Source organism: Streptomyces sp. B5E4 (assembly GCF_039871555.1).
Lineage (GTDB): Bacteria > Actinomycetota > Actinomycetes > Streptomycetales > Streptomycetaceae > Streptomyces.
Genome location: NZ_JBDPMI010000015.1, coordinates 131,133 through 154,189, shown reverse-complemented (window position 1 = coordinate 154,189; position 23,057 = coordinate 131,133). Strand labels below are relative to the sequence as shown.

The window sequence follows — 23,057 nt, the reverse complement described above, 5'->3', positions numbered from 1 at the left end:
CGGACGATCCCGACGCCGGGTCCCGGTCCCGGCCGAAGCCCGGGGACGCGCCTGGGCCGCGAGGCGGCGCCGCCTCGAAGGGCGCTGCGACGCCCAAGGCGCCCGCCGCTGCGGCGCCGCCGAAGCGCGAGGGCGACGCGGCCGGCACGGATGGTTCCGACGCGGGGCCCGTGTCCCGGCCGAAGGCCGCGGACGCGCCTGCGGCGCGGCGCGGCGCAGAGGGCGATACGACGACTGACGCGCCCGAAGGCGCCGCCGCGCCGGGCTCCTCCCGGCCGGGGGCCGCGGACGCGCCCGTGGGGCGTGACGCTGCGGCTGAGGGCGCGGCTTCTGATGCGCCCCGCTCGGCTTCCGGTGCGCCCGGCACCGACGCCGCGGCGGGTGCCTCGCGGTCGAAGGCCGGGAGACCGGGCGGTGCCGGGTCGTCCGCGGGTGCCGGCGGTTCGGGCGCTCACGCCCCGTCCCGGCCGGAAGCCGCGACGGGTGCCGGGGGTTCGGGTGCTCGTGCCCCGGGCCGGCCGGGGGCCGCCGGTGGGGGCGGGGCCAAGGACGACACGGCGACCACCACGTTCCGGGTCGCCGACCTCGCGCCGGACGACGATGGCTCGGCCGCGCCGAGTTCCTCCCGGCCGAAGGCCGGGGGCGGGTCGTCGGCGGGCTCCGACGCTTCCGATGACCGGGCCGGGGCCCGGGGCGCGTCCGCGGGGAGCGGTGCGGTGCCCGGGGCGCGGGCCGGGGAGGGCTCTGAGGGGCCTCTGGGCGGCTCTCGCGGGGCCCGGAAGGGCTCGGGTGGGTCCGGGGGCTCTGAGGCCGCTGAGGCGCGTGTGGAGGGCGATCTCGCCCGCGGGCGTGCCCGGGAGGCCGCGGGCGGCCGGCCCGACGCCGCCGAAGACTCTCCCGCCACCGGCTCCGACGCCACCGGCGGTTCCCGCTCCACGAGGTCTCCCGCCGGTGCCAAGGACTCCGCCACCGCCAGCTTCCGGCTCGTCGCCGAGGCCGAGGCCGCCAAGGCCGGTGGCGACGAGCAACTGCGGGCTGCCGTTGCCGCGTGGGTGACGAAGAGCGGCGACGACGAGCCCGGCGACGCCGTCGCCGTGGCCGGCGACATCGAAGACGTGTCCGTGGAGGACGAGCCGGCCGACGCCGTACCCGGGCCGGCCGGCGACGACCCCTCCGACACCCCGCCCGTCGGGAAGCTCGCCGGGCCGCCCGGCAGCACCTTCGTACCGCTCAAGACCGACGCCGACCTGCCCCCCAGGCCCGCCGCGCCGCCGCCGCCCCCGGCCGTGCCGCCGTCGGTCGCCGCGCCGCCGGCGTTCCCCGCCGCACCGCCGTCGGTCCCCGCGCCCGCCGCGGCGCCCGACTCGGCGCCGCCCAAGCCCTCCGGCGGGCCCGACTCGCCGCCCGGGTGGGAGCGGACACAGCAGCAGCCCCTCCCGCCGTACGAGGAGAAGCGGCCGCTCGACCTGCTCGCCGAGCTGACCAACACCCCGCCGCCGCCCGAGACCCTCACCCGTACGCTCGTACGGCGCGTGAAGATCTGGACGCCGCTGGTCATCCTGCTCGCGATCGTCCTCGGCGTGGTCCAGATGCTCCGCCCGCTGCCCGCACCGGCGCTCACCCTGACCGCCGCCTCCAGCTACTCCTTCGAGGGCGGCACCCCCGAGATGCCGTGGCCCAGCGAGGGACAGGCGTCGATAGACGTCGCGGGGCTCGGCAGCCTCGGTTCGTACGGGAAGCAGAAGTCCGTGCCGATCGGCAGCGTCGCCAAGGTCATGACCGCCTACGTCATCCTGCGCGACCACCCCATGAAGCCGGGCGGCAAGGGCCCCGGCATCCCCGTCGACGACACCGCCGTCGAGGAGGCCGCCCTCAGCTCCGAGGGCGAGACGACCGTCGAGCTGGACCCGGGCTCCAAGCTCAGCCAGAAGGAAGCCCTGCAGGCCCTGCTCATCGCCTCCGCCAACAACGTCGCCCGCCTTCTCGCCCGCTGGCACTCGGACGGCGACATGCAGGCGTTCGTGGACGAGATGAACAAGACCGCGGAAGAGCTGGGCATGGACGGGACCACCTACACGGACCCCAGCGGCCTGGAGGAGTCCACCGTCTCCACCGCCGAGGACCAGGTGGTCCTCGGCAAGGCGGCGATGAAGGACCCGCTGTTCAAGCAGATCGTCGCCATGCCCGTCTACACCGACAGCCGCGGCGACGACCACGACAACAGCAACAAGATGGTGCCGCTGCACGGCATCGGCATCAAGGTCGGCTCGACCACCAAGGCCGGCGGCAACTTCCTCTTCGCCACCGAGGAGAAGGTCGCGGGGGAGGAACAGTTGATCGTCGGCGCGGTCCTCGGGCAGTACGCGGTGCCGCAGCTTCCGACCGCCATGGAGTACGGCCGGCAACTGATGGCGGCCGGCGAGAAGGCGCTCACGGACATGACCGTCGTGAAGAAGGGCGACGTCGTCGGCGAGGTCGACGACGGCCTCGGGGGTTCGACGCCGGTGGTGGCGACCGAGGACGTCGTGGCGCCGGGCTGGGGCGGGCTGAAGGTGGGCCTGGAACTCGGCGAGGACCGCTCCGGAGAGGTGCCGCACGAGGGTGCGAAGGGTGACCTGATCGGGGTGTTGACGATGGGCTCCGGCCAGGGGGAAGTACGGGTGCCGGTGGCGCTGGCCGAGGACATGGCGGAGCCTGGCATGGGGGCGAAGCTGAGCAGGCTCGGTTAGCGCCCGGGGGCGTCGTACGCCCGTGCTAGCGTCGCTGGCACCGCCCCCGGGGACGTCCAAGGAAGACTGGGGAGTCGTCGCAGTGACCACCGTGCAGCCGGACCGCGAAGCCGCGGCCGGCGGCCGATCAGCAGATGGAGCCGCCGCAGGAGCCGCCGGGGGCCGGCCCGCGCCTGCGTCCGCCGACTCCGGCGACCCCCCGAGCCCCGAGCAGCAGAGCGCGGCGCGCTTCGCCCCGCCCGACCGGCTGCGGCCGCACCTGCGCTGGCTCGCCCAGCGCCCCGTGCTCACCACGCTCGTCACCGCCGGCATCCTGCACCTCCTGTGGCTGCTGCTCCTCGCCAACGAGGGGGGCGACCTGGCGGCGCAGGACGCCTGGGCCGAGTTCGCCGGCCGGCATCCCTCCACGGCGTACAACTTCGCCTGGTACGGGGGCATGCACCCGGTCTCGTACAGCGTCGTCTCGCCGTATCTGATGGCGGTGCTCGGCGTGCGGACGACCATGGTGCTCGCCGGCACCCTGTCCGCCGGTGTGCTCGCGCTGATCCTCGCCCGCTGCCGGCAGGTGCCGCGGCCGCTGGTGCCCTCGCTCTTCGGCGCCTTCGCGCTCGTGGGCAACGCGGCCTCCGGCCGCGTGACGTTCGCGCTGGGGCTGCTCTTCGCGCTGGTCGCGATCGCGCTGGTCTTCCCGGGCGACCGCGACGACGAGGACGACGGGCACGGCGGGGCCGGAGCGGGGGAGAAGGGCCGGCGGCGCGTGGGCGGCTGGCGGGGGACCGCGGTCGTGCTGACCAGCATGCTGGCGACCGCGGCGAGCCCGGTGGCCGGGCTGTTCGCCGGGGTGGTCGCCGCCGGGCTGTTCCTGCAGAAGCGGCGCACCGAGGCGTATCTGCTCGGGGCGGCGCCGCCGGTGGTCGTCGCGCTGTCGAGCTGGCTCTTCCCGTTCCAGGGGAACATGCCGATGCCGTGGATCTCCGCGGTGGCACCGATGATCACCGCCGCGCTGATCTGGCTGATGGCGCCGGAGTCGTGGCGTACGGTCCGGATCTGCGCGGCGCTCTACTTCCTCGGCACGCTCGGCGCGTGGGTCATCCCCTCTCCGGTCGGCAGCAACATCGAGCGGTTCGCGCTGATCTTCGGCGGCACGGTGCTGCTGGTCATCGCGCAGACGGGGACCCGTCCTGCGGCGCCGCGGGTGATGCGTTCGGTGGCGGCGGCGTATCTGGCGTTCGCGGCCATCACCGTGTGGGTGATCGTCAAGCCCGTGGTCGACCTCGTGCTCACCAGCCCGACCGCGGCCTGGACGCGCGAGCTGGCGCCGCTGGTGGACCAGTTGCAGCAGGTGGACGCGGAGGCGGGCCGGGTCGAGGTCGTGCCCGTACGCAGCCACCGGGAGGCCAGCGCGCTGTCGCCGTACGTGAGCCTGGCGCGCGGCTGGAACCGGCAGGCGGACCTGGACCGGCACGAGATCTTCTACGACGGCAGCCTGAACCCGAAGACGTACCACACCTGGCTGAAGACGTGGGCGGTGCGGTACGTGGTGCTGCCGGTGGAGGACCGGCCGGACACCGGGGCGCACGAGGAGGCGAAGATCGTCGCCAAGGGGCAGCCGTACCTGACGGAGATCTGGGCGGACGCGAACTGGCGGCTGTTCCGGGTCAACGACCCCACGCCGCTGGTCGAGGCGCCCGCGGAGGTGCGGCGGGCGGACGAGGGCGAGCTGGTCATCGACGTGAAGTACGCGGGCCCCGTGCTGGTGCGGGTGCCGTTCTCACCGTGGCTCGGGCTCGTCGACGAGGACGGCGAGGGCGTCGAGGCGCCGCAGGTGCTGGAGGGCGACGGGTCGGACGGGGCGGACGTCGACGGGGTCCGGGAGTGGTCGGAGAGCGGGCAGCTCTACGTCAACCTGGAGGGCTGCGTGACGAAGGCCGGCGAATGGACCCGGCTGCACGCCCCGCGCCCCGGGACGTACCGCATCTCGGCCCCGTACCAACTGCCCCGCGGCACGCACTGCCCGGACTAGATGAATGAGTCCGATGTCTGTGCTGGCCGCGACCATGGCGAAGGGCGCCCGTTGGTCTGAGTGTGACATCGGACCTGGACGCCCTTCTGGCGGCACTGTACGTGTTCATCGACGACCATGTGGCCCCCGTGTCGCCGGATCGGGCGACCCCCGAAACTGACGGACGCGGAACTGCTGTGTCTGGCCGTGGCGCAGGTGCTGCTCGGCTTTCCATCGGCCCGGCACTGGATCCGCTTCGCGCACGCCCGGCTGGGGCACCTCTTCCGCTACCTGCCCCAGCAGTCTGGCTACACCAAGCGCCTCAACGCCGCCGGCCCGCTGATCGCCCAGGCCATCGAGGCCCTGGCCAAACAGGTACCGACCTGGCACGACGGCCTGCGGCTGATCGACTCCACACCCCTGCCGTGCGCGGCCTCCCGGGAGACGGTCAAACGCTCCGGCCTGGCCGGTCACGCCGGCTACGGCTACTGCCGCAGCCACTCCCGATACTTCTGGGGCCTGCGCCTCTACCTGGTCACCACCGCCGAGGGCATGCCCGTCACCTGGTGCCTGGCCAGCCCGAAGCTGGGCGAGCGGGAGGTGATGACCGCGCTGCTGGAAGCCGATCACCACCTGGTCCGTGCAGGCCAGGTGATCCTGGCCGACAAGGGCTTCGCCGGCCGGGACTTCGAGGCGTTCCTCACCGAGAGGCTCGGAGTCCACCTGGTGCGCCCCGACCGCAGGGACGAGCCATCCCGTCACGGTCGCCTGGCCCGATGCCGTCAGTGGATCGAAGCCGTCTTCGACACCCTCAAAGGCCAACTCAGCCTCGAACAACACGGCGGCAGGACCCCGGACGGAGTCTTCTCCCGAGTCGGCCAACGCCTCCTGGCCATGGCCACCGCGATCTGGCACAACTGGGCGACCGGAGCCGACAGCAAACGATCTCTCATCGCCTACGACCACTGAAGACATCAGACTCATTCATCTAGCCGCCGGTCAGGGGCACGGGGATACGCGTCACCCGGGTGACGGGACGACCTCGACGCCCTGATGCCCCCTGCTCCTGGACTCGGGCTGCGAACAGCCGCGACGCCATGTGCCGTCGAGAACGGTCGTGGTCCGGTCCAGGAGTGCACCGCTGCGTCTGTGCTGTCCGTCAGAAGCCTGAGACGTACTCGATCTGGGGCTTGGCGGAGTTGTACCGCACGTAGTGCTCACCGTTGGCGAACGTGTTGCACTGGTACCTGTCGCCGGTCCGGTCGTAGAAGTAGTAGTCGTAGTGCTCGGTATTGACGAACTTCAGGATGTACTGCCAAGCCGACCCGGCTTCCTGCTTGTGGAGCGTGTACTTCGTGATCGCCGCCGCCCCGCGGACTTCGGCGTCCGTGTCGACCCAGGTCTCGTTGTCCGTGACGGGCCACCTGGCGGCGATGCCGAAGTTGCTCTTTGCCGTCGGGGCCGCCTCTTCCTGCGCGGTGGCGTGCTCGTCCCGCAGGCGGCCGACGTGGTATGTCTGGCCGCGCTCGCTGACCAGCTCCTCCCAGTCGACGGCGTCATCGAGGTTCCCGGGCGTTTCCTGTGCCATGCCGAGTCCGTTCGGTCGTGGGGGATATCTCCTTTTTATCCATTTTGGCAGCGATGATGTGAGTGGTAAGGATGCGACACGACCTACCGCAAGGGGCGGTCGCCGGCTCTCCTCAGCCGTGCGATGAGCCGCGACCTCGGCCGGGCGCGTACGCGGGCGTCAGGGCCAGCGGCTGGGCCGCCGGCGGCTCGCCGCGCACCTCCGGTCGCGTACGGGGGGTCTCGCGGGCGCGGCGCAGCGTCTCGGCGCCGGCGTGCGCCAGTAGCGCCTGGTCTTGCAACGGCGGGAGTTCCACGAGCCACATGCCATCGGCGACCACCTCCTCGGCCCGCGCCTTGCCCCGTGCGCCGACCGTGCCTCCAGTGTGGTGGGGAGAGCGGGAGCGCGGGCCGATTCCGCGGGAAACGGCCGCGTGGGGGTGGGGCTGGTGGTAGAGGGCGGTCTGCGGGGTGCCATGTGGGTGGAGTTGCGGACGGAAGGTGACGTGGGCCCGCACGCGTAGCGCCGGCGAGAGGCGGAGGGGCCGGCGCCGGGTGTGTCCGTCCGAGTCCGCACGGAAGAACCCGGTGCGCCGGCCCGCGCGGGACGGCGGTGCCGTGGGCCCGGCACCCGGCCGGCGGCCCGGGCGCGAGCCTCGGCACGCCGCTCCAGCCGGCCCGCCGCAGGTCCGAGGGCGCCCGGTCCGTACGACCCGGTGCGCGGCCCCCGCCGCACCGTCACTGCGCGGCCCGCGCCGCCCTGTCTCCTGGCGTGACCCTCGCCGGGGCCGCCACTCCCGGGCGCGCCCGCGCGTCCCCGGGTGCCCGGTCCCCACGATCCGTGGCCCCCACCCGGGTCGCGCCGTCCGTACGGCGACCCCTGCCGCCGACGCCACCCCGCGACCCCGCCCCCGTACCCCCCGCCCCCGACGGGAGTCAGCTCCGCACCGCCGCGCCGATCAGCTCCCGCTGCACCGGCGCCAGGCTGCGGAGCCTGCGGGTGTCCGACAGGCCCAGCTTCGTCATCAGCTTCGCCGTCTGCGCGGGGCCCACGCCCGGCAGCGCCAGCAGGAAGTCCTTCGCCAGCATGTCCCCGGCCAGGGCGTCCCGCGCCGCGCGCTCCAGCGCCTGGACGCAGTCGACCTCCCCGTTCTTGATCGCCCGAACCAGCGCGGTCCGGGCTCGCTTGGCCTCAAGTGCCTGGTCCAAGGCGCGCGCACACTCCACCGGACTGCGCTGTCCCGGGATCTTCTTCATCGGCCCCATCCGCACTACTCCCCTCTAGCTACTGCGACTTGAGGAGAACAGTAGCCGGAGTATCCGGATTTGATCCGCCATTTGAGTGTGTGCCGCTAAAGTCAGTTGTGCTGAAAAGTAACCGACTTGGGCGCTTAGTCGCGATGTCCGACGGTCTTCTGGGCGTATCCACGATTCCGCAGCTCTCCTGCTTGCGTTGGTAATCCTGGAGATTTAATATCCAGAATCATGAGGATGACCGAGGGCGTCGAGTGGGCGTTGCACAGTTGCCTGAACCTGGCGTGGGCGGGCCCCGACCGCCCGGTGACGGCGGCCCGCCTCGCGGCGTACCACGAACTCCCCGCCCCGTACCTCAACAAGCAGCTCCAGGCCCTCGTAAGGGCCGGCATCGTCGCCTCCACCTCCGGGCCGCGCGGCGGCTTCCGGCTCGTCCGGCCGCTCGCGCAGATCACGCTGATGGACGTCGTCGCCGCCATCGAGGGCCCGGACGAGGCCTTCCGCTGCACCGAGATCCGGCAGCAGGGGCCCGGCGCCGGGGCGCCCGCGAGCTACCGGCTGCCGTGCGCCTTCGCGCACGCGATGGCGCGCGCCGAGCTGGCGTGGCGCCGGGAGCTGGCCGGGCAGACGCTGGACGACGTCCGGGAGCAGGCGGAGGCGCAGGCGCCCGCCGCGCCCGAGCGGCTGCGGCGCTGGCTCGCGAACGGCTGACGGACTTTTCGGATACGGACCGGCCGGTGCCGGAGCAGGGAGCAATTCTGGATGTCGAATATCCAGGACAAGCCGACCGGGGCGGAGACCGTCGCGGCGGGGCGGGCGCCCACGCGCTCCGCCGTCCGTGGCCGGCTCGCCGTCGCCGCGGTCACGCTCGGGATCTTCACCGTGATGACCGCCGAACTGCTGCCCGTCGGCCTGCTCACCCCCGTCGGCCGTGACCTGGACGTCTCCGCCGGCACCGCCGCCCTCATGGTCACCGTCCCCGGCCTCGTCGCCGCCGTTTCCGCCCCGCTGCTCACGGTGGCCGCCGGGCGGGCCGACCGGCGGCTGGTGCTGGCCGGGCTGATGGCCCTGGTCGTCGCCGCGCACGCGGCCTCCGCGCTCGCCGGGCACTTCGCCGTCGTGGTCGCCGCCCGCGTGCTGCTGGGCGTCAGCATCGGGGGCTTCTGGGCGTTTGCCGGCGGGCTCGCGCTGCGGCTCGTACCGGAGCGCGAGGTGCCGCGGGCCACCGCCGTCATCTTCGGCGGCGTCTCGGCCGCCTCCGTGCTCGGCGTCCCGACCGGCACGCTCACCGGCGAACTCGGCGGCTGGCGCGTCGCCTTCGCCGTCCTGGGCGCGCTGGCCCTGGCCGTGCTCGCCGCCCTGGTGCTGCTGCTCCCGAGACTGCCCGCCGAGCGCGGGCTGCGCCCCGCCGACCTCGCCCGGCTGCCGCGGGAGAGCACGGCGGTGCGGGCCGGCCTGGCCCTGACGGTGCTCCTCGTCACCGGCCATTTCCTCGCGTACACCTTCATCCGGCCCGTCCTCCAGGAGCGCTACGGCGTCGGGGACGGCCTCGTCGGCGTGCTGCTCCTCGGCTACGGCGCCGCCGGCCTGGCCGGCAACTTCCTGGCCGGCGCCGCCGCCGCCCGCAACCCGCGGCGGACCGTGCTCACCGTCGCCACCGGGCTCGCCGCCGCGCTGGCCGCGCCGGCGCTGCTGCCCGCGCTGCCCGACCCGGTCGGCTCGGCAGCAGGCGGGGGAGCGATCCCCGCCGTGCTGCTGCTCGGCGGCTGGGGGCTGGCGTACGGCGGCGTCTCGGTCGGCCTGCAGTCGTGGTTTCTGGCCGCGGCGCCGCACGCCGCGGAGGCGGCCACCTCGCTGTACGTCGCCGCCTTCTGCCTGTCCATCGCGGCGGGGGCGGCGCTCGGGGGCGTGCTCGTCGACGCGGTCGCGCTGGGGGCGGCGCCGGCCGCGGGGGCGGTACTCACCCTGGCGGCGGTAGTCCTGTGCACCCGTACGAGACGCATGCCGCCCGCCGCCGCCCGTGCCGCCGCGCCCACCGGGACGCCGTGAGCCCACCGGACCCCCGCAGTCCCGAACTTCACCCGAAAGGAAAAGACCTCCCATGCCGCGCACGCTCCTCAACCCCCCGCAGCTCCACGACCCGACCGGATACGGCTACAGCCACGTCGCCACCGCCCCCGGCGAGCCGGTCTTCATCGCCGGCCAGTACGCCTCCGACGAGACCGGAGCCGTCGTATCCGCCGACTTCGCCACCCAGGTCGAGCGGTCCTTCGCCAACCTCCGCACCGCACTGGCGGCCGCCGGGCTCGGCGTCGAGGACGTCGTGCGCCTCGGCACGTACGTCGTCGGCCACGACCGCGCGCGACTGGAGACCGTCCTCGCCGCACTGCACCGGGTGTGGGGCGACGCACTGCCCGCGCAGACGCTCGTCGGGGTGGCGTCGCTGGCGCTGCCGGAGATGCTCTTCGAGGTCGACGCGGTGGCCGTACGACCCGTACGGGCTGCGGGGACCCCTGCCCCCGGGGCGCCCGCCGGTCCCCGCTGACGCGGCACGTGCGCTCCCCCGGCGCCCGGGACGGGAGGCCGTCCGTGTTCAATGGAGGGTGCGGCGTCGCTCCGCCACGGACGCCGGGAAGGAGCAAGTGCATGGACACCGCAGCCACCGCAGCCGGCCGCAGCCGGACCGACCTCGTCGAGGGCCTGATGGCCCGCTTCCCGAACGTGCCCAGAGAGGCCGTGATCAAGGAAGACCTGCTGCGCGGCGGGATGGCCTTCGACGACTCCGCGCTCAGCGGCGCGGGCGAGGACGGCTCCGGCGAGGTGAAGCCGAAGTCGTACTTCATCTTCTCCTTCGACCACGGCACGCTCCCCGAGCTGGGCGCCGCCGCGCTCAACCGCCCGCCGGAGGAGGTCGTCCTCACCGGCGGCCCGTACGACCTGCGCCGCACGGTCGTCTCCGTACGGGTCAACCCCTCGTCCCCGTACCGCGTGAAGCCCGGTGACGACGGCGCCCTCGGCCTCTATCTCGACGGCGTGCGCATCGCCGACGTCGGGCTGCCGCCGATGCCGGACTACTACCGGCACAAGCTCGCCAACGGGAAGTCCGTCATGGAGGTGGCGCCCACCATCCAGTGGGGCTACCTGATCTACCTCACGGTCTTCCGGGTCTGCCAGTACTTCGGCGCCAAGGAGGAGTGCCAGTACTGCGACATCAACCACAACTGGCGCCAGCACAAGGCCGCGGGACGCCCGTACACGGGCGTGAAGCCGGTCGAGGAGGTGCTGGAGGCGCTGGAGATCATCGACCGGTACGACACCGCGAGGACCTCCACCGCGTACACCCTCACCGGCGGCGCCGTCACCTCCCACATCGGCGGCAAGGACGAGGCCGACTTCTACGGCCAGTACGCCAAGGCCATCGAGGAGCGCTTCCCGGGACGCTGGATCGGCAAGGTCGTCGCCCAGGCGCTGCCCAAGGCCGACGTGCAGCGCTTCCGCGACTACGGCGCGCAGATCTACCACCCCAACTTCGAGGTGTGGGACCGGCGGCTGTTCGAGCTGTACTGCCCCGGCAAGGAGCGCTACGTCGGCCGCGACGAGTGGCACCGCCGCATCCTCGACTCCGCGGAGGTCTTCGGTCCCTCCAACGTCATCCCCAACTTCGTCGCGGGCGTGGAGATGGCCGAGCCGTTCGGCTTCACGACGGTCGACGAGGCCATCGCCTCCACGCGCGAGGGGCTGGACTTCTTCATGTCGCACGGGGTCGTGCCGCGGTTCACCACCTGGTGCCCGGAGCCGACGACGCCGCTGGGCAAGGCCAACCCCGAGGGCGCGCCGCTGGAGTACCACATCCGGCTGCTGGAGACGTACCAGGACGCGCTGGACACCCACGGCCTGTCGTCCCCTCCGGGGTACGGGCCGCCGGGGGCGGGGCGCGCGGTGTTCTCGGTCAGCTCCTTCATGGACTCGATGCCGCTGCCGGACGACGCCTCGGAGGCCGCGGTTCCGGCGCGGACGTGACGGCTGGGACGTGACGGCCCGGACGTGACGGCGGGCCCGGCGCGCGCTGACACCCGCGCGCCCGGCCCGGCCCCGGGGTGGGATGCTGTGCCCCATGGCGCGCGCGGGAGACCACGACAGGACCCGGACCAGCTACGACACCGTGGCGGAGACGTACCTCGGCACCATCGGCGGTGAGCTGGCCCACAAGCCGCTCGACCGGGCGCTGCTCGCGGCGCTCCTGGAGCAGGCCGGGGACGGCGCTCCGGTCGCCGACCTGGGCTGCGGGCCCGGCCACGTCACGGGGTGGCTCGCGGCGCACGGAGTGCGGGCGGTCGGCATCGACCTGTCGCCGGGCATGGTCGCGCTCGCCCGGCGCGAGCACCCGGCCGCGGAGTTCCGCGAGGGCGACCTGCTGCGGCTGCCGGCCGCGGACGGCGAGTTCGGCGCGGCGGTCGCGCTGTACTCGGTCATCCACCTCGAACCGGACGAGCTGGCGCCCGCGTTCGCCGAGGCGCGCCGGGTGCTGCGGCCCGGCGGGCGGCTGCTGGTCTCGTTCCACGTCGGCACCGAGGTGCGGCACCTGGACGACTGGTGGGGGAACCCGGTGGACGTGGACTTCCGATTCCTGGAGCCGGCGGCGGTGACCGCTCTGCTCGGGGCGGCCGGCTTCGACGTCGAGGCGACGCTGGAGCGCGCCCACTACCCCCAGGAGCCCGAGACGACGCGCGCCTACGTCCTCGCCCGCCGGCCGCAGGCGTAGCCCTCCGCGCTTGTCCTGACGTCGGCGTCAACGTCTAACGTCGGCGGTATGCGCATCGGGGAACTCGCCGAGAGAGCCGGGGTCAGCACGCGGACCCTGCGCTACTACGAGTCGCGCGGGCTGCTGCCAGCGGCCGACCGCGGCGCCAACGGACACCGCGTGTACGGCGACGACGCGCTGCGGCTCGTCGCGCAGATCCGCACGCTGCAGGACTTCGGCTTCGAGCTGGAGGACACCCGGCCGTTCGTCGAGTGCCTGCGCGCCGGCCATCCGGCGGGCGACTCGTGCCCCGACGCGCGCGCGGTGTACCGCAGGAAGATCGCCGAGCTGGACGGGCTGATGGCCGAACTGCGGGCGGCGCGCGACCACCTGACCGCGCAGTTGGCGCGCGCGGAGGCGCTGCCGTCGCCGTGCGGCGCGGGCGGGACCGACACGGACGTGCCGCTGTGCGGCGGCTGACGGGAGAGACCACATGACGACACCGGGAACGACACCGCAGATGACGGCGCAGACGACGACCCCGGGCGTTCCGTACGTCACCGACGAGACGTTCGCCGAGGAGGTGCTGCGCGCGGACGTGCCGGTGCTGGTGCAGTTCACCGCCCAGTGGTGCCCGTCGTGCAAGCAGCTCACCCCGGTCCTCGGCGCGCTCGCCGCCGAACTGGGCGACCGGGTCAGGGCCGTACGCCTCGACGTCGACCACAATCCGCAGACGACCGTCGCGCACGGCGTCCTGGCCGTGCCGACGCTGCTGGTGTTCCAGGATGGCGAGCCCGTGCGCTCCGTGGTCGGCGCCCGCTCCAAGGCCCGTCTCCTGCGGGACCTCGACGGCGTGATCTGACCCCGGCGGCCTCCTGGGGAGGGGCGAGGCGGGAGGGGTATCCGCCGGGCGGGGTGGTTGCCGGTGCGCCTGCGGGCCCGTACGCGTACACGAGGCAAAACTCCGGGTATGTCTGCATACGTTCCCCGCGGTGCGTACCGCCTCCGGCGCGCTCTCACGCTCCTCTTCGCGCCCCTCCTCACCGCCGCCGCCCTGCTCGCCGGCCCGGCCGCGGACCCCGCCGCCGCCTGCCCGGCGGGCGCCTGCGGCTCCGTCATCACCGCCCCGCTCGCCCCGCCGGCCCCCGTCGGCGAGCCGTGCCCCAGCCCCGATCCCGTCGTGTGCCGGATCCGGGTGCTGCCGTGGGGCGAGAAGGTCGAGGCCCAGCAGACGCGGATGCGATACCACGGGCTGCTGGAGGACATGCGCCGCACCGAGGCCCGGATGCGGGCGGACGGCGCGTCCGACGAGGAGATCGCCAGGATGCTCGTCGGCATGCGCAACGAGGCCAAGGAGATCACCCGCGCGGGCATGACGCCGGCGGAGGTCCGGGTCCTGGAGGAGCGCAACCAGGCCAAGTACGGCAACCCCCTCGGCCCGACCGCCGACCAGCTCCACGCCAAGTACGGCTCGTGGCCGGAGGTCATCGCCGCCTCCACCCGCACCAGCACGGCCGTCGACGAGGCGCTGAGGCTGCACTACCACCCCTGCCCCGTGTAACGCCGGGGGCTCTGCGGGCCGGAGAGAAATGCGTGGCGGGCGGGGCCGATCCTTGTCAGGGTCAGAGGTGTTCGCCCCCCGCTCACAAGGAGTGCCCGTGCCCCGTGCCGTCACGCTGATCCGCTCCGCGTCCCTGTCGGACGTCGCCGAATACGCCTACGCCGCCACGGCACCCGCCGAGGCCCGGCTGATCTTCCTCGCGGGCGCCTGCCCGCTGAACGCGGACGGCTCCACCGCCGCGGTCGGGGACTACGCCGGCCAGGCGGCCGTGTCGGTCGCCAACCTGCGCACCGCGCTCGCGGACGCCGGCGCCGCGCTGCCCGACGTGATCAGCACCCGCGTGCTCGTCGCCTCCACCCGGCAGGAGGATCTGGTGACGGCGTGGCAGGTGGTACGGGACGCCTTCGGCGAACACGACGTACCCAGCACGCTGATGGGCGTCACCGTCCTCGGCTACCACGACCAGCTCGTGGAGATCGAGGCCGTCGCCGCGGTGGTCGACTAGCCCGCCGTTTCCCTAGTCCTCGCCGGTCCGCAGGCTGTGCGCGAGCACGGCCCGGATCCGGCGGACGTCCGGGCGCGCGTCGGTGAGCAGGATGTCGGCGCACAGCCCGTCCGTCGCGGCGACGAGCGCGTCGACCGCCCGCGGGTCGGTGGAGTGCCGCGCGCCGATCTGCGCCACGACCTCCCGCCACCGCCGCGCGACCGGGCGCAGGGCGGGGCGGCGGGCGGCCATCGTGGACAACTCGCGCTCGGCGAGCGCGCGCCGGCGTCCTTCGCCGCCCGCGGAGGCGACGAGGGCGGCGAGTCCTTCGAGGTCGTCGGCGTCGCTCTCGATGATCTCGTGGAGGCGGTGGGTGTACTCGTCGGCCACCGTGGACAGCGCCGCGACCAGCAGGTCGTCGAGGGTGGCGAAGTAGTACGCGGTGAGGCTGGTGGTGACGTCCGCCTCGCGTGCCACCGTGCGGTGCGTGACGCCGCCGGCACCGTCGCGCTGGACGACGCGGAGCGTGGCCTCGATGATCTCCGCCCGGCGACGCGCGCCACGGGCGCGGCGGCCGTCGGTGACGGGCTCGGCCTTGCGGCGCGTCACGCCGTGCTCCACGATGCGGGCCTCCCGTCGGGGGTGGTGGGTGAGGACCAGGGTAGTCGGGGAGCGGGGCGGCCGGCGGGCTCGTACGGGCCGGGGAGGGGCCCGTACGACGCGCGGGTGGCGGGGCCCGTACGAGGCCGGGGACCCCCGCGCCACGGGCCGCGCACCTCCGCAACCGCCCTGCTCAGCCGTCGTCCTCCGGCTGGGTCGGCCCCACCCCCCGCAGGGCCACCGCCGCCACCACCGCGAGCGCCGCCACCGCCACCCCCGTGATCCCCGTGGCCACGTTCAGCCCCGTGACGAACGCCTCCTCCGCGCGCCGCAGCACCTGCCCCGGCACCTCCGCACCGGCGGCGGCCGGGAGGCTGTCACCCGCCGCCTTCCGTGCCCCGTCCGGCAGCCCGGCCGGAATCCACCCCTCCATCCGGGCGCGGTACACCACCGTCGTGACGCTCCCCAGCACCGCGACCCCCACCGCGAGCCCCAGTTCCTGCACCGTCTCCGACAGCGCCGACGCGGACCCCGCCTTCGCCGGCGGCGCCGAGCCGACGACCAGGTCCGTACCCAGCGCGGCGAGGGCGCCGAGCCCGAGGTAGATAAGCGCGAAGCCGGCGACGACAGGGCCGGCGCCGTCCGTGCGGTCGACGGTGGCGAGCAGCCCGTACCCGACCGTGGACGCGCCCAGCGTCGCCCCGACGACGTACCCCGGGCGGACCCTGCGCGCCAGCAGCGGTGCCCCGATCGCCGCGACGAACATCATGAGCGCGGGTGGGCCCATCCAGACCCCCGCCCTCAGCGGGGTCATGCCCTCGACCAACTGCAGGTGCTGCGTGACCAGATACATCACCCCGCCGACACCGACGAGCCCGACCAGCAGCAGCCCCAGCGCCACCCCGAACGTCCGCTCGGCGAAGAGCCGCAGGTCCAGCAGCGGTGCGGCGAGCGTGCGCTGCCGCCGTACGAACCACGCCCCCGAGGCCGCCCCGACCGCCAGCGCGGGCACCGTCGCACCGCCGAGGCCGCCGGCGCCCTCGGCCGCGACGTGCTTGACCGCGTAGACCACGGGCAGGATCGCGGCGAGCGACAGGGCGACGCTGGGGAGGTCGAGCGGCCCGTCCTGGCGCGCCCGGTACTCGGGCAGCAGGAACGGCGCCGCGACCAGCACCACCACGATCATCGGCACGGCGACCAGGAACGCCGAGCCCCACCAGAAGCGCTCCAGCAGCGCCCCGCCGGCCAGCGGCCCGGCGGCCATGCCCAGCGCGAACATCGTCGCCCAGATGCCGATGGCCAGCGCGCGCTGGCGGGCGTCGGCGAACATGTTGCTGATCAGCGCCAGCGTCGACGGCATCAGCGTCGCCCCGGCGACCCCGAGCGCCGCCCGCGCGGCGATCAGCGCCTCCGCGCTGGGCGCGTACGCGGCGGCGACCGAGGCGGCGCCGAAGGCGGCGGCGCCGCCGAGCAGCAGCCGGCGGCGGCCGAAGCGGTCGCCCAACGTGCCCATGGTGACGAGGAATCCGGCGATCAGGAAGCCGTACGCGTCCATGATCCACAGGGATTGGGTGCCGCTGGGGTGCAACTCGGCGGCGAGCGCGGGAAGCGCGAGGTAGAGGACGGTGACGTCCAGGCCGAGCAGCACGGTCGGAACGGCGAGCACGGCGAGCCCCGCCCACTCGCGGGGGCCGGCGCGGCGGGCGACGGACGTGGTCATAGAGGGCTCCCTCGGCGTATGGACGACTGCCTCATTTCTTGAACGATAGTTCTAGTTGTTGTTTTGTTCAAATTGTTGAGCGGGGGCGGGGAGGGAGCGGGGTGGGGCGGACTCAGACGGTCCGGCCGGCCTCGGCGAGGAGTCCGTCGACGATGATCCGCAGCACCTGCGGGTACAGGTCGAGGGCCGAGCGCTCCGGCCACAGGTCGCCGATGGCGGCCAACTGCGGCTGGCGGGCCGGGTCGAGGCGGCGCAGGCCGAACGCCAGGTCGGCCGAGCCGACGTCGCTGCGGCGGCGGTCCGAGCGGGCGCGTACGAGGACTTCGCCGACGGTGTAGTACCAGATGTTCCGGAAGAGGTCGACGGCCCGCTCCTGCGTGCAGCCGGCGGCCACCGCGCCGGCGACGATCGTCTCGACGATCCACAGGGCGGAGTCGCCGAGCCGGCCGATGAAGCCGTCGGCCGTCAGCGCTTCGGCCGCCCAGGGCCAGTTGGTGAGCGCGTCGTGCATCGTCGTGGCGGCGACGATGATGCGCTCGCGCGGGTCGTCGGGCAGCTCGGGGCGGGCGAGTTGGTCGAGGTGCTGGTTGACCAGCTCGACCACGAGGTCGTCCTTGTTGTGGACGTGGTGGTAGAGCGTCGTCGTCCCGACGCCGATCTCGGCGGCCAGCCGGCGGACGGTCAGCGTCTCCCAGCCGTCCTCGTCGATGACCCGGCGGGCCGCCGCGAGGATCTCGGCGCGCGACGTCGAGCGCGGCCGGCCGGTCCGGCCGGTGCTGCCGGTGGGCGTGGAGGCGGGCTGTCGGCGGTCTCGTTGTCCGGGCACCGTCCCATCATGCTGCCCCGGGGTCGGCCGGGGAAATCGACCCAGGTCAGGAGGCTTGCCCGGGGCGTTGTCGGGTGGGTGGTGTACTTTAGGAACGTGTTCCGGAACGTGTTCCGGAAGTCGGTCGGAGCACGGGAGGGATCATGACGGGGGAGCGGACCGGGACGGCAGGCCGGGAAGAGGCGCCGGGCCCGGGAGGGCCGGGAGAGGGCTCCGGGGGTGCGGCGCGGGCGGGGCTCGTGCTGGCCACGGCGGCGGTGGTGCAGTTCCTGGTGTCGCTGGACCTGTCGGTGGTGAACGTCGGGCTGCCGGAGATCGGCGCCGCCCTCGGCTTCGGCGACGTGGGCCTGACGTGGGTGATCCATGCTTATGCGCTCACGTTCGGCGGACTGCTTCTGCTGGGCGGCAAGGCCGCCGATCGCTACGGGCGGAAGCGGATGCTGCTCGTCGGCCTCGGCCTGTTCGGCGTCGCCTCGCTCCTCGGCGGCTTCGCCACCGAGCCGGGGCACCTGGTCGCGGCGCGCGCCGCGCAGGGCGTCGGCGCCGCGGCCCTCGCCCCGGCGGGGCTGGCGCTGCTGACGGCGACGTTCCCGGGAGGGCGGGCGCGGGTCCGGGCGTTCGGCATCTGGAGCGCGATGAACGCGGCGGGCGGTGCGCTGGGCGTGCTGATCGGGGGAGTGCTCACGGAGTACGCGGGCTGGCGCTGGGTGATGTTCGTGAACGTGCCGATGGCGCTGGTCGCGCTGGCGATGACCTGGCGCGGCGTCGCGGCCGACGGGCCGCGGGGGCGCGTCGGCGGCGAGGCCCGGAGCGGGGATCCGGACGAGGGCCGGGGCCGGGAGGGGGGCCGTCCCGATGTGCTCGGGGGAGTGCTGGCGACGGGCGGGATGTCGCTGCTGGTGTTCGGGATCGTCCGTACGGACCGGCACGCGTGGACCTCCGCCGTCACGGTCACGACGCTTGCCGTCGCCCTCGCGCTGCTGGCGGCGTTCGTCCTGGTCGAACGGACCACCAGCCGGGACCCGTTGGTGCGCCTCGGCCTGCTCGCCAACCGCGCGGTGCTCGGCGCGCTCACGTACACGCTGGTGATCGGCGCGGCGATGGCCTCGTCGTTCTACTTCATGTCGCTCTACCTGCAGCGGGTCCTGGGCAACGGCCCGGCGGAAACGGGCCTGCAGTTCCTGCCGTTCGCCCTCGGGGTGGTCGCAGGATCGGTGCTCGCGGTGAAGCTCGGCTACCGGTACGCGCCGAAGGTCCTGCTCGCCGGCGGCGGGCTGCTGACGGCGGCCGGCTTCGCCTGGTTCGGACTCGTGGACGCGGACGGCACGTACGCGGTGGACGTGCTCGGGCCCTCGATCCTGGCCAGCGTCGGCTTCGGCCTCGTCCTGGGCCCGCTGGTCAACGTCGCCACCGGCGGCGTAGCGGCCCACGAGGCGGGCATGGCCTCCGGCCTGCTCAACAGCGCCCGCCAACTGGGCGCCGCCCTGGGCCTGGCGGCCCTCGGCACCGCGGCCCACCACCGCACAGGGGACGCCCGGACCCCGGCGGCCCTCAACGACGGATACGCGCTGGGTCTGACGCTGTGCGCGGCGCTGCTGCTGGTCGCGGTCCTGATCGCCACGACGGTGCTAGCGCGCCGCCCGGAGGAGGCCCCGCCGCGCACCGACGCGGACGCGGACGGGACGGAGCCGGAGGCCGACGCGCCGCACGCGGGCCCGCCCGTGATCCCGCGCGCGGTCCATGCCGAGGGCGACCCGGCGCAGGCCCCGACCCCACCGCCGTACGCGGACGCCCGCCCCGCCGCGGAACGCACCGAGCCCGCGCCCCGGGCGGCGCGGCCGACGCCCACGCGTACGATCTCCGGGCTCCTCCGCCCCCACCTCCGCGGGTTCACCGCCGTCGTCCTCCTCCAGGTCGTCGGCGCCCTCGCCGGACTCGTGCCGCTGCTCGCCGTCGTCGAGCTGGGCCGCACGCTGCTGTCCCCCGGTCCCGTCGACCGCGACCGGGTCTGGGCCGTCGTCGCCGCGGGCGCCGCGGGACTGCTCGTGCGGCTGCTCTTCACGGCCGCGTCGTCCGGAGTCGGTCATCTCCTCGACGGCCGGGTGCAGTTGTCGTTCCGGCGTCGGCTTGCCGCCCGCCTGGGCCGCGTGCCCATCGGCTGGTTCTCCCGGCGCCGGACCGGCGAACTCGCCAAGGTGGTCGGGGAGGACGTGGCGGCGATGCACCCGCTCATCGCCCACGCGCCCAGCGAGCTGATCTCCGCCTTCGTCGTACCGGCCGCCTCCCTGGTGTACCTCTTCAGCGTCGACTGGCGGCTCACGCTCATCACGCTCATCCCGGTGGTCGTCGCCCTCGCCCACGTCCCGCTGTTCATGGCTCCCGCGCGGGTGCGCGACCAGGAGGAGTTCGACGCGGCCATGGGCCGGATCTCCAGCGCGTCGGTCGAGTTCGCGCAGGGGATCGCGGAGGTCAAGGCGTTCGGCGGCGGCGACCGCGCCCACCGCGCGTTCCGTACCGCCGCCGACGACTTCGCCGACACCTTCAAGCGGATGGTCCACGGCCTCTCCCCGATCGGCGCGGGCATGCAGGTGGCGCTGTCGCCGCCGTTCGTGCTGCTGGTCGTGCTCGTCGGCGGCACCTCGATGATCACTGCCGGGGCGCTGTCCCCCGCCGACCTCCTGCCCTTCCTCCTCCTCGGCCTCGGGCTCACCGCCCCCGTGGCCGCCCTCGGCCACGGGTTCGACGACCTCCAGGGCGCCCGCCGCGCCGTCGGCCGCATCCGGGACGTACTCGACGTGGACCCGCTGCCGCAGCCCACCCGCCCGTGCACGCCGCAGGGCCACCGTGTCGAGCTGCGGGGCGTCCGGTTCGGCTACGAGGCGGAGCGCGAGGTGCTGCGCGGGATCGACCTGGTCCTCGAACCGGGCACCGTCACCGCCGTCGTCGGCCCCTCGGGCAGCGGGAAGTCCACCCTGGTCCGGTTGCTGCCGCGGTTCTTCGACCCCGACCGGGGCGCGGTCCTCCTCGGCGGCGTCGACCTGCGCGACATGGCGGGCCCCGACCTGTACCGCACGGTCTCGTTCGTCTTCCAGGACGTCCGGCTGCTGCGCGCCTCCGTCGCCGACAACATCGCCCTCGCCGTACCCCGTGCCGACAGGGAGGACATCATCAGCGCCGCCCGCCGGGCGCACATCCACGACCGGATCCTCGAACTCCCCCGCGGCTACGAGACGGTGATCGGCGCAGAGGCGGAGCTGTCCGGCGGCGAGGCACAGCGCCTCTCCCTCGCCCGCGCCCTGCTCGCCGCGGCCCCCGTGCTCGTACTCGACGAAGCGACCTCCTTCGCCGACCCGCAGATCGAACTGGCGGTGCGCCGCACCCTCGCGACACCCGCCGGCGACGATCGGACGACGCTGATCATCGCCCATCGCCTGGAGACCGTCGCCGAAGCCGACACCGTCGTGATGCTGGCGGACGGGCAGATCGCCGAACAGGGCAGTCCGGCGGAACTCCTGGCCCGCGGCGGCAGTTTCGCCGACTTCTGGCACGCGCACCGGTCCGCTACGGCACACGACGCGGAGAAGTGGCCCGCCGCCGACACGAGGCCCGTGTCCGCACCCACCGCGGCGAAGCCGTCGCCGACCGCACCCGCTCTCGACACCCCACTCGCCCCTGCCGCCCCACCCGCCGGCGCCACGACCACCCACGGTGTCCGGCAAGGAGACGAGCCCCGATGATCCGCACCCTGCTGCGGGTGCTGGGACACCAGCACGCCCGCCCCCTGCGCCGTACCGTCTCGCTCATGCTGGCGACCGCGGTCGTCGAGGGGCTGTCCTACGCGCTGCTCGTCCCCATCCTGCGCGCTCTGTTCGGCAGTTCGCCCGAGGACGCCTGGCCCTGGCTGATCGCCTTCGGTGCCGCCTTCGCCGTCTACGGCGTACTGCGGTTCACCAGCGACCTCGCCGGCTTCCGGGTCGGCGTCGAGCTGCTGCGCGGCCTGTACCACCGCCTCGGCGACCACCTCGCCCGGCTGCCCGTCGGCTGGTACGGCGCGGGCCGCGTCGGCGAGGTCTCCGCCCTCGCGGGACAGGGCGTGCTGCAGGCCATGAGCGTCATCGCGCACCTGCTGGCCCCGTCCATCTCCGCCGCCGTGACCCCGCTGACGATCGTCGCCGTCATGCTCGTCTTCAACTGGCAGTTGGGGCTGGCGGCGCTGGCCGCCGTCCCGGTGGTCGCCGCCATGCAGGTCTGGACGAGCCGGTCGATGGCCGCCGCCGACGAGGAGCGCGCCGCGCGCGACCACGAGGCCGCCGACCGCGTCATCGAGTACCTCCAGGCCCAGCCCGTGCTGCGCGCCGGCGGCAGATCCGCCGAGCGCTTCCGGCTGCTGGACGACTCCCTGCACGACGTGCAGCGCGCCTCCCGCCGCACCACGCTGTCCGTCCTGCCCGGCGCCCTGGGCCTCACGCTCACCGTGCAGGCGCTCTTCACCACCCTCCTCGCCCTCGGCGCCTCCCTCGCCCTCGACGGCCATATCGGCGCGGCCGAGGTGCTGGCGATCCTCGTCCTCGCCGCCCGTTGCGCCGACCCGCTGCTGTCCCTGTCGGACGTGGCGGGCAAGTTCCGCGCCGCCCGCACCGTGGTGACGAGACTCGACAGCCTGCTGCGCACGGAACCCCTGCCCGAAGCCACCGACCCGGTCGAGCCGGCGGGCCACTTCCTGGAGTTCGACGAGGTGAGCTTCCGCCACGGCGACCGCACGGTCCTGGACGGCGTGTCCCTCACCGTCGCCGAAGGCGAACGCCTCGCGGTCGTCGGCCCGTCCGGCGCGGGCAAGACCACCCTGCTGCACCTGCTCACCCGCTTCTACGACGTCGATGCGGGCGCCGTCCGCGTCGGCGGCCAGGACGTCCGGGCGATCAGCACCGAGTCCCTGATGGCCAAGATCGCCATCGTCTTCCAGCACGTCTACCTCTTCGCCGGCACCATCGAGGACAACATCCGCCTCGGCCGCCCCGACGCCACCGCCGCCGAGGTCCGCGCCGCCGCCACCGCCGCCCGCCTCGACGAGGTGATCGACCGCCTCCCCGGCGGCTGGGCGACCGACGTCGGCGAAGGCGGCACCGCACTCTCCGGCGGCGAACGGCAGCGCGTGTCGATAGCCCGCGCGCTGCTGAAGGACGCCCCGGTCGTCCTGCTGGACGAAGTCACCTCCGCCCTCGATCCGGTCAACGAGACGGCCGTCCACCAGGGCATCGAACGCCTCATGGCCGACCGCACGGTCATCATCGTGGCCCACCGCATGCGCACGGTCCGCCGCGCCGACCGCATCGTCTTCCTCGACGCCGGCCGCATAGCGGAAGAGGGCACCCACGACACCCTCCTGACCCGCAACGGCCCCTACAAGGCCTTCCACCAAGCCACCCACACCCCAACCACCCACACGACCCACACCCCCGCTCCCGCCCCACCCGCCACCGCAGCCCCCTGACGAGGGGGCAGCTCTCCGCGCGCGGCGAACGACAGCGAGGTGGCCTCGCTTCCGCGACCTGCTGTACGCACCGTAAGCCGGAG

Annotated in this window: 19 protein-coding genes and 1 pseudogene; 14 read left to right on the top strand and 6 right to left on the bottom strand. The window is 74.1% G+C overall.

Annotated elements, in window-relative coordinates; all coding sequences use genetic code 11:
• The first annotated feature begins 824 nt into the window (after positions 1 to 824).
• The 3 genes and pseudogenes from ABGA99_RS20695 (at position 825) to ABGA99_RS20685 (ending at position 5,700) form a co-directional block, all read left to right on the top strand.
• The gene (locus ABGA99_RS20695; RefSeq protein ID WP_347579001.1) at positions 825 to 2,729 is read left to right on the top strand and encodes a D-alanyl-D-alanine carboxypeptidase; all 1,905 of its coding nucleotides are present in this window, start codon (positions 825 to 827) and stop codon (positions 2,727 to 2,729) included.
• Positions 2,730 to 2,811: 82 nt separating this feature from the next.
• Positions 2,812 to 4,752, top strand: coding sequence for an MFS transporter (locus ABGA99_RS20690; protein ID WP_347579002.1), 1,941 nt, complete (start codon positions 2,812 to 2,814; stop codon positions 4,750 to 4,752).
• Positions 4,753 to 4,814: 62 nt separating this feature from the next.
• Positions 4,815 to 5,700 (top strand): annotated as a pseudogene (locus ABGA99_RS20685) (IS982 family transposase).
• Positions 5,701 to 5,890: 190 nt separating this feature from the next.
• Here ABGA99_RS20685 and ABGA99_RS20680 read toward each other — a convergent pair.
• The 3 genes from ABGA99_RS20680 to mihF form a co-directional block, all read right to left on the bottom strand.
• The gene (locus tag ABGA99_RS20680) at positions 5,891 to 6,319 is read right to left on the bottom strand and encodes a hypothetical protein (RefSeq protein WP_347579003.1); all 429 of its coding nucleotides are present in this window, start codon (positions 6,317 to 6,319) and stop codon (positions 5,891 to 5,893) included.
• Positions 6,320 to 6,431: 112 nt separating this feature from the next.
• Positions 6,432 to 6,638 carry a hypothetical protein gene (locus ABGA99_RS20675; protein ID WP_347579004.1) on the bottom strand — a complete coding sequence of 69 codons (207 nt, stop codon included), beginning with the start codon at positions 6,636 to 6,638 and terminating at the stop codon, positions 6,432 to 6,434.
• A gap of 595 nt (positions 6,639 to 7,233) precedes the next feature.
• Positions 7,234 to 7,563 carry an integration host factor, actinobacterial type gene (gene mihF, locus ABGA99_RS20670; RefSeq protein ID WP_347583161.1) on the bottom strand — a complete coding sequence of 110 codons (330 nt, stop codon included), beginning with the start codon at positions 7,561 to 7,563 and terminating at the stop codon, positions 7,234 to 7,236.
• 225 nt (positions 7,564 to 7,788) lie between these two features.
• Here mihF and ABGA99_RS20665 point away from each other — a divergent pair, with 225 nt between their 5' ends.
• From ABGA99_RS20665 to ABGA99_RS20625, 9 genes are all read left to right on the top strand, one after another.
• On the top strand, positions 7,789 to 8,262 hold the full coding sequence (locus ABGA99_RS20665; protein WP_347583191.1) for an Rrf2 family transcriptional regulator: 474 nt from the start codon (positions 7,789 to 7,791) through the stop codon (positions 8,260 to 8,262).
• A gap of 51 nt (positions 8,263 to 8,313) precedes the next feature.
• Positions 8,314 to 9,600 carry an MFS transporter gene (locus ABGA99_RS20660; RefSeq protein WP_347583160.1) on the top strand — a complete coding sequence of 429 codons (1,287 nt, stop codon included), beginning with the start codon at positions 8,314 to 8,316 and terminating at the stop codon, positions 9,598 to 9,600.
• Positions 9,601 to 9,652: 52 nt separating this feature from the next.
• Positions 9,653 to 10,096 carry a Rid family hydrolase gene (locus ABGA99_RS20655; RefSeq protein WP_347583159.1) on the top strand — a complete coding sequence of 148 codons (444 nt, stop codon included), beginning with the start codon at positions 9,653 to 9,655 and terminating at the stop codon, positions 10,094 to 10,096.
• Positions 10,097 to 10,197: 101 nt separating this feature from the next.
• Complete coding sequence (locus tag ABGA99_RS20650; protein WP_347579008.1) at positions 10,198 to 11,571, top strand: radical SAM protein; 1,374 nt, start codon at positions 10,198 to 10,200, stop codon at positions 11,569 to 11,571.
• Between the two features lie 94 nt (positions 11,572 to 11,665).
• Positions 11,666 to 12,313 (top strand): class I SAM-dependent methyltransferase, encoded by a 648-nt coding sequence (locus ABGA99_RS20645; RefSeq protein WP_347583158.1) that lies wholly within the window; start codon positions 11,666 to 11,668, stop codon positions 12,311 to 12,313.
• A 48-nt stretch (positions 12,314 to 12,361) separates the two neighbouring features.
• Complete coding sequence (locus ABGA99_RS20640) at positions 12,362 to 12,772, top strand: MerR family transcriptional regulator (protein WP_347583157.1); 411 nt, start codon at positions 12,362 to 12,364, stop codon at positions 12,770 to 12,772.
• Between the two features lie 13 nt (positions 12,773 to 12,785).
• Complete coding sequence (locus tag ABGA99_RS20635) at positions 12,786 to 13,154, top strand: thioredoxin domain-containing protein (RefSeq protein WP_347583156.1); 369 nt, start codon at positions 12,786 to 12,788, stop codon at positions 13,152 to 13,154.
• A 108-nt stretch (positions 13,155 to 13,262) separates the two neighbouring features.
• The gene (locus tag ABGA99_RS20630; protein WP_347583155.1) at positions 13,263 to 13,853 is read left to right on the top strand and encodes a hypothetical protein; all 591 of its coding nucleotides are present in this window, start codon (positions 13,263 to 13,265) and stop codon (positions 13,851 to 13,853) included.
• 97 nt (positions 13,854 to 13,950) lie between these two features.
• Positions 13,951 to 14,358: a Rid family hydrolase gene (locus ABGA99_RS20625; RefSeq protein ID WP_347579013.1), complete on the top strand. Its 408-nt coding sequence runs from the start codon at positions 13,951 to 13,953 to the stop codon at positions 14,356 to 14,358.
• Positions 14,359 to 14,370: 12 nt separating this feature from the next.
• On the opposite strand, the gene ABGA99_RS20620 is transcribed toward ABGA99_RS20625, so the two are convergent.
• The 3 genes from ABGA99_RS20620 to ABGA99_RS20610 form a co-directional block, all read right to left on the bottom strand.
• The gene (locus tag ABGA99_RS20620; RefSeq protein ID WP_347579014.1) at positions 14,371 to 14,946 is read right to left on the bottom strand and encodes a TetR family transcriptional regulator; all 576 of its coding nucleotides are present in this window, start codon (positions 14,944 to 14,946) and stop codon (positions 14,371 to 14,373) included.
• A gap of 184 nt (positions 14,947 to 15,130) precedes the next feature.
• Positions 15,131 to 16,657, bottom strand: a complete 1,527-nt coding sequence (locus tag ABGA99_RS20615) for an MFS transporter (protein WP_347583154.1) — start codon at positions 16,655 to 16,657, stop codon at positions 15,131 to 15,133.
• A 112-nt stretch (positions 16,658 to 16,769) separates the two neighbouring features.
• Positions 16,770 to 17,483, bottom strand: a complete 714-nt coding sequence (locus tag ABGA99_RS20610) for a TetR/AcrR family transcriptional regulator (RefSeq protein WP_347583153.1) — start codon at positions 17,481 to 17,483, stop codon at positions 16,770 to 16,772.
• Positions 17,484 to 17,722: 239 nt separating this feature from the next.
• Here ABGA99_RS20610 and ABGA99_RS20605 point away from each other — a divergent pair, with 239 nt between their 5' ends.
• Both ABGA99_RS20605 and ABGA99_RS20600 read left to right on the top strand, forming a co-directional pair.
• The gene (locus ABGA99_RS20605) at positions 17,723 to 21,220 is read left to right on the top strand and encodes an MFS transporter (RefSeq protein ID WP_347583190.1); all 3,498 of its coding nucleotides are present in this window, start codon (positions 17,723 to 17,725) and stop codon (positions 21,218 to 21,220) included.
• Entirely contained in the window at positions 21,217 to 22,974 is a 1,758-nt protein-coding gene (locus tag ABGA99_RS20600) for an ABC transporter ATP-binding protein (protein ID WP_347579017.1), read from the top strand. The genes ABGA99_RS20605 and ABGA99_RS20600 overlap by 4 nt, the downstream gene beginning before the upstream one ends.
• Positions 22,975 to 23,057: the final 83 nt, after the last annotated feature.

What these genes read in the sequence shown, in the direction of transcription:
- ABGA99_RS20680 (WP_347579003.1), bottom strand. Translation starts at nt 6,319, where the DNA reads ATGGCACAGGAAACGCCCGGGAACCTCGATGACGCCGTCGACTGGGAG.
- mihF (WP_347583161.1), bottom strand. Translation starts at nt 7,563, where the DNA reads ATGGGGCCGATGAAGAAGATCCCGGGACAGCGCAGTCCGGTGGAGTGT.
- ABGA99_RS20665 (WP_347583191.1), top strand. Translation starts at nt 7,789, where the DNA reads ATGACCGAGGGCGTCGAGTGGGCGTTGCACAGTTGCCTGAACCTGGCG.
- ABGA99_RS20660 (WP_347583160.1), top strand. Translation starts at nt 8,314, where the DNA reads ATGTCGAATATCCAGGACAAGCCGACCGGGGCGGAGACCGTCGCGGCG.
- ABGA99_RS20655 (WP_347583159.1), top strand. Translation starts at nt 9,653, where the DNA reads ATGCCGCGCACGCTCCTCAACCCCCCGCAGCTCCACGACCCGACCGGA.
- ABGA99_RS20650 (WP_347579008.1), top strand. Translation starts at nt 10,198, where the DNA reads ATGGACACCGCAGCCACCGCAGCCGGCCGCAGCCGGACCGACCTCGTC.
- ABGA99_RS20645 (WP_347583158.1), top strand. Translation starts at nt 11,666, where the DNA reads ATGGCGCGCGCGGGAGACCACGACAGGACCCGGACCAGCTACGACACC.
- ABGA99_RS20640 (WP_347583157.1), top strand. Translation starts at nt 12,362, where the DNA reads ATGCGCATCGGGGAACTCGCCGAGAGAGCCGGGGTCAGCACGCGGACC.
- ABGA99_RS20635 (WP_347583156.1), top strand. Translation starts at nt 12,786, where the DNA reads ATGACGACACCGGGAACGACACCGCAGATGACGGCGCAGACGACGACC.
- ABGA99_RS20630 (WP_347583155.1), top strand. Translation starts at nt 13,263, where the DNA reads ATGTCTGCATACGTTCCCCGCGGTGCGTACCGCCTCCGGCGCGCTCTC.
- ABGA99_RS20615 (WP_347583154.1), bottom strand. Translation starts at nt 16,657, where the DNA reads ATGACCACGTCCGTCGCCCGCCGCGCCGGCCCCCGCGAGTGGGCGGGG.
- ABGA99_RS20600 (WP_347579017.1), top strand. Translation starts at nt 21,217, where the DNA reads ATGATCCGCACCCTGCTGCGGGTGCTGGGACACCAGCACGCCCGCCCC.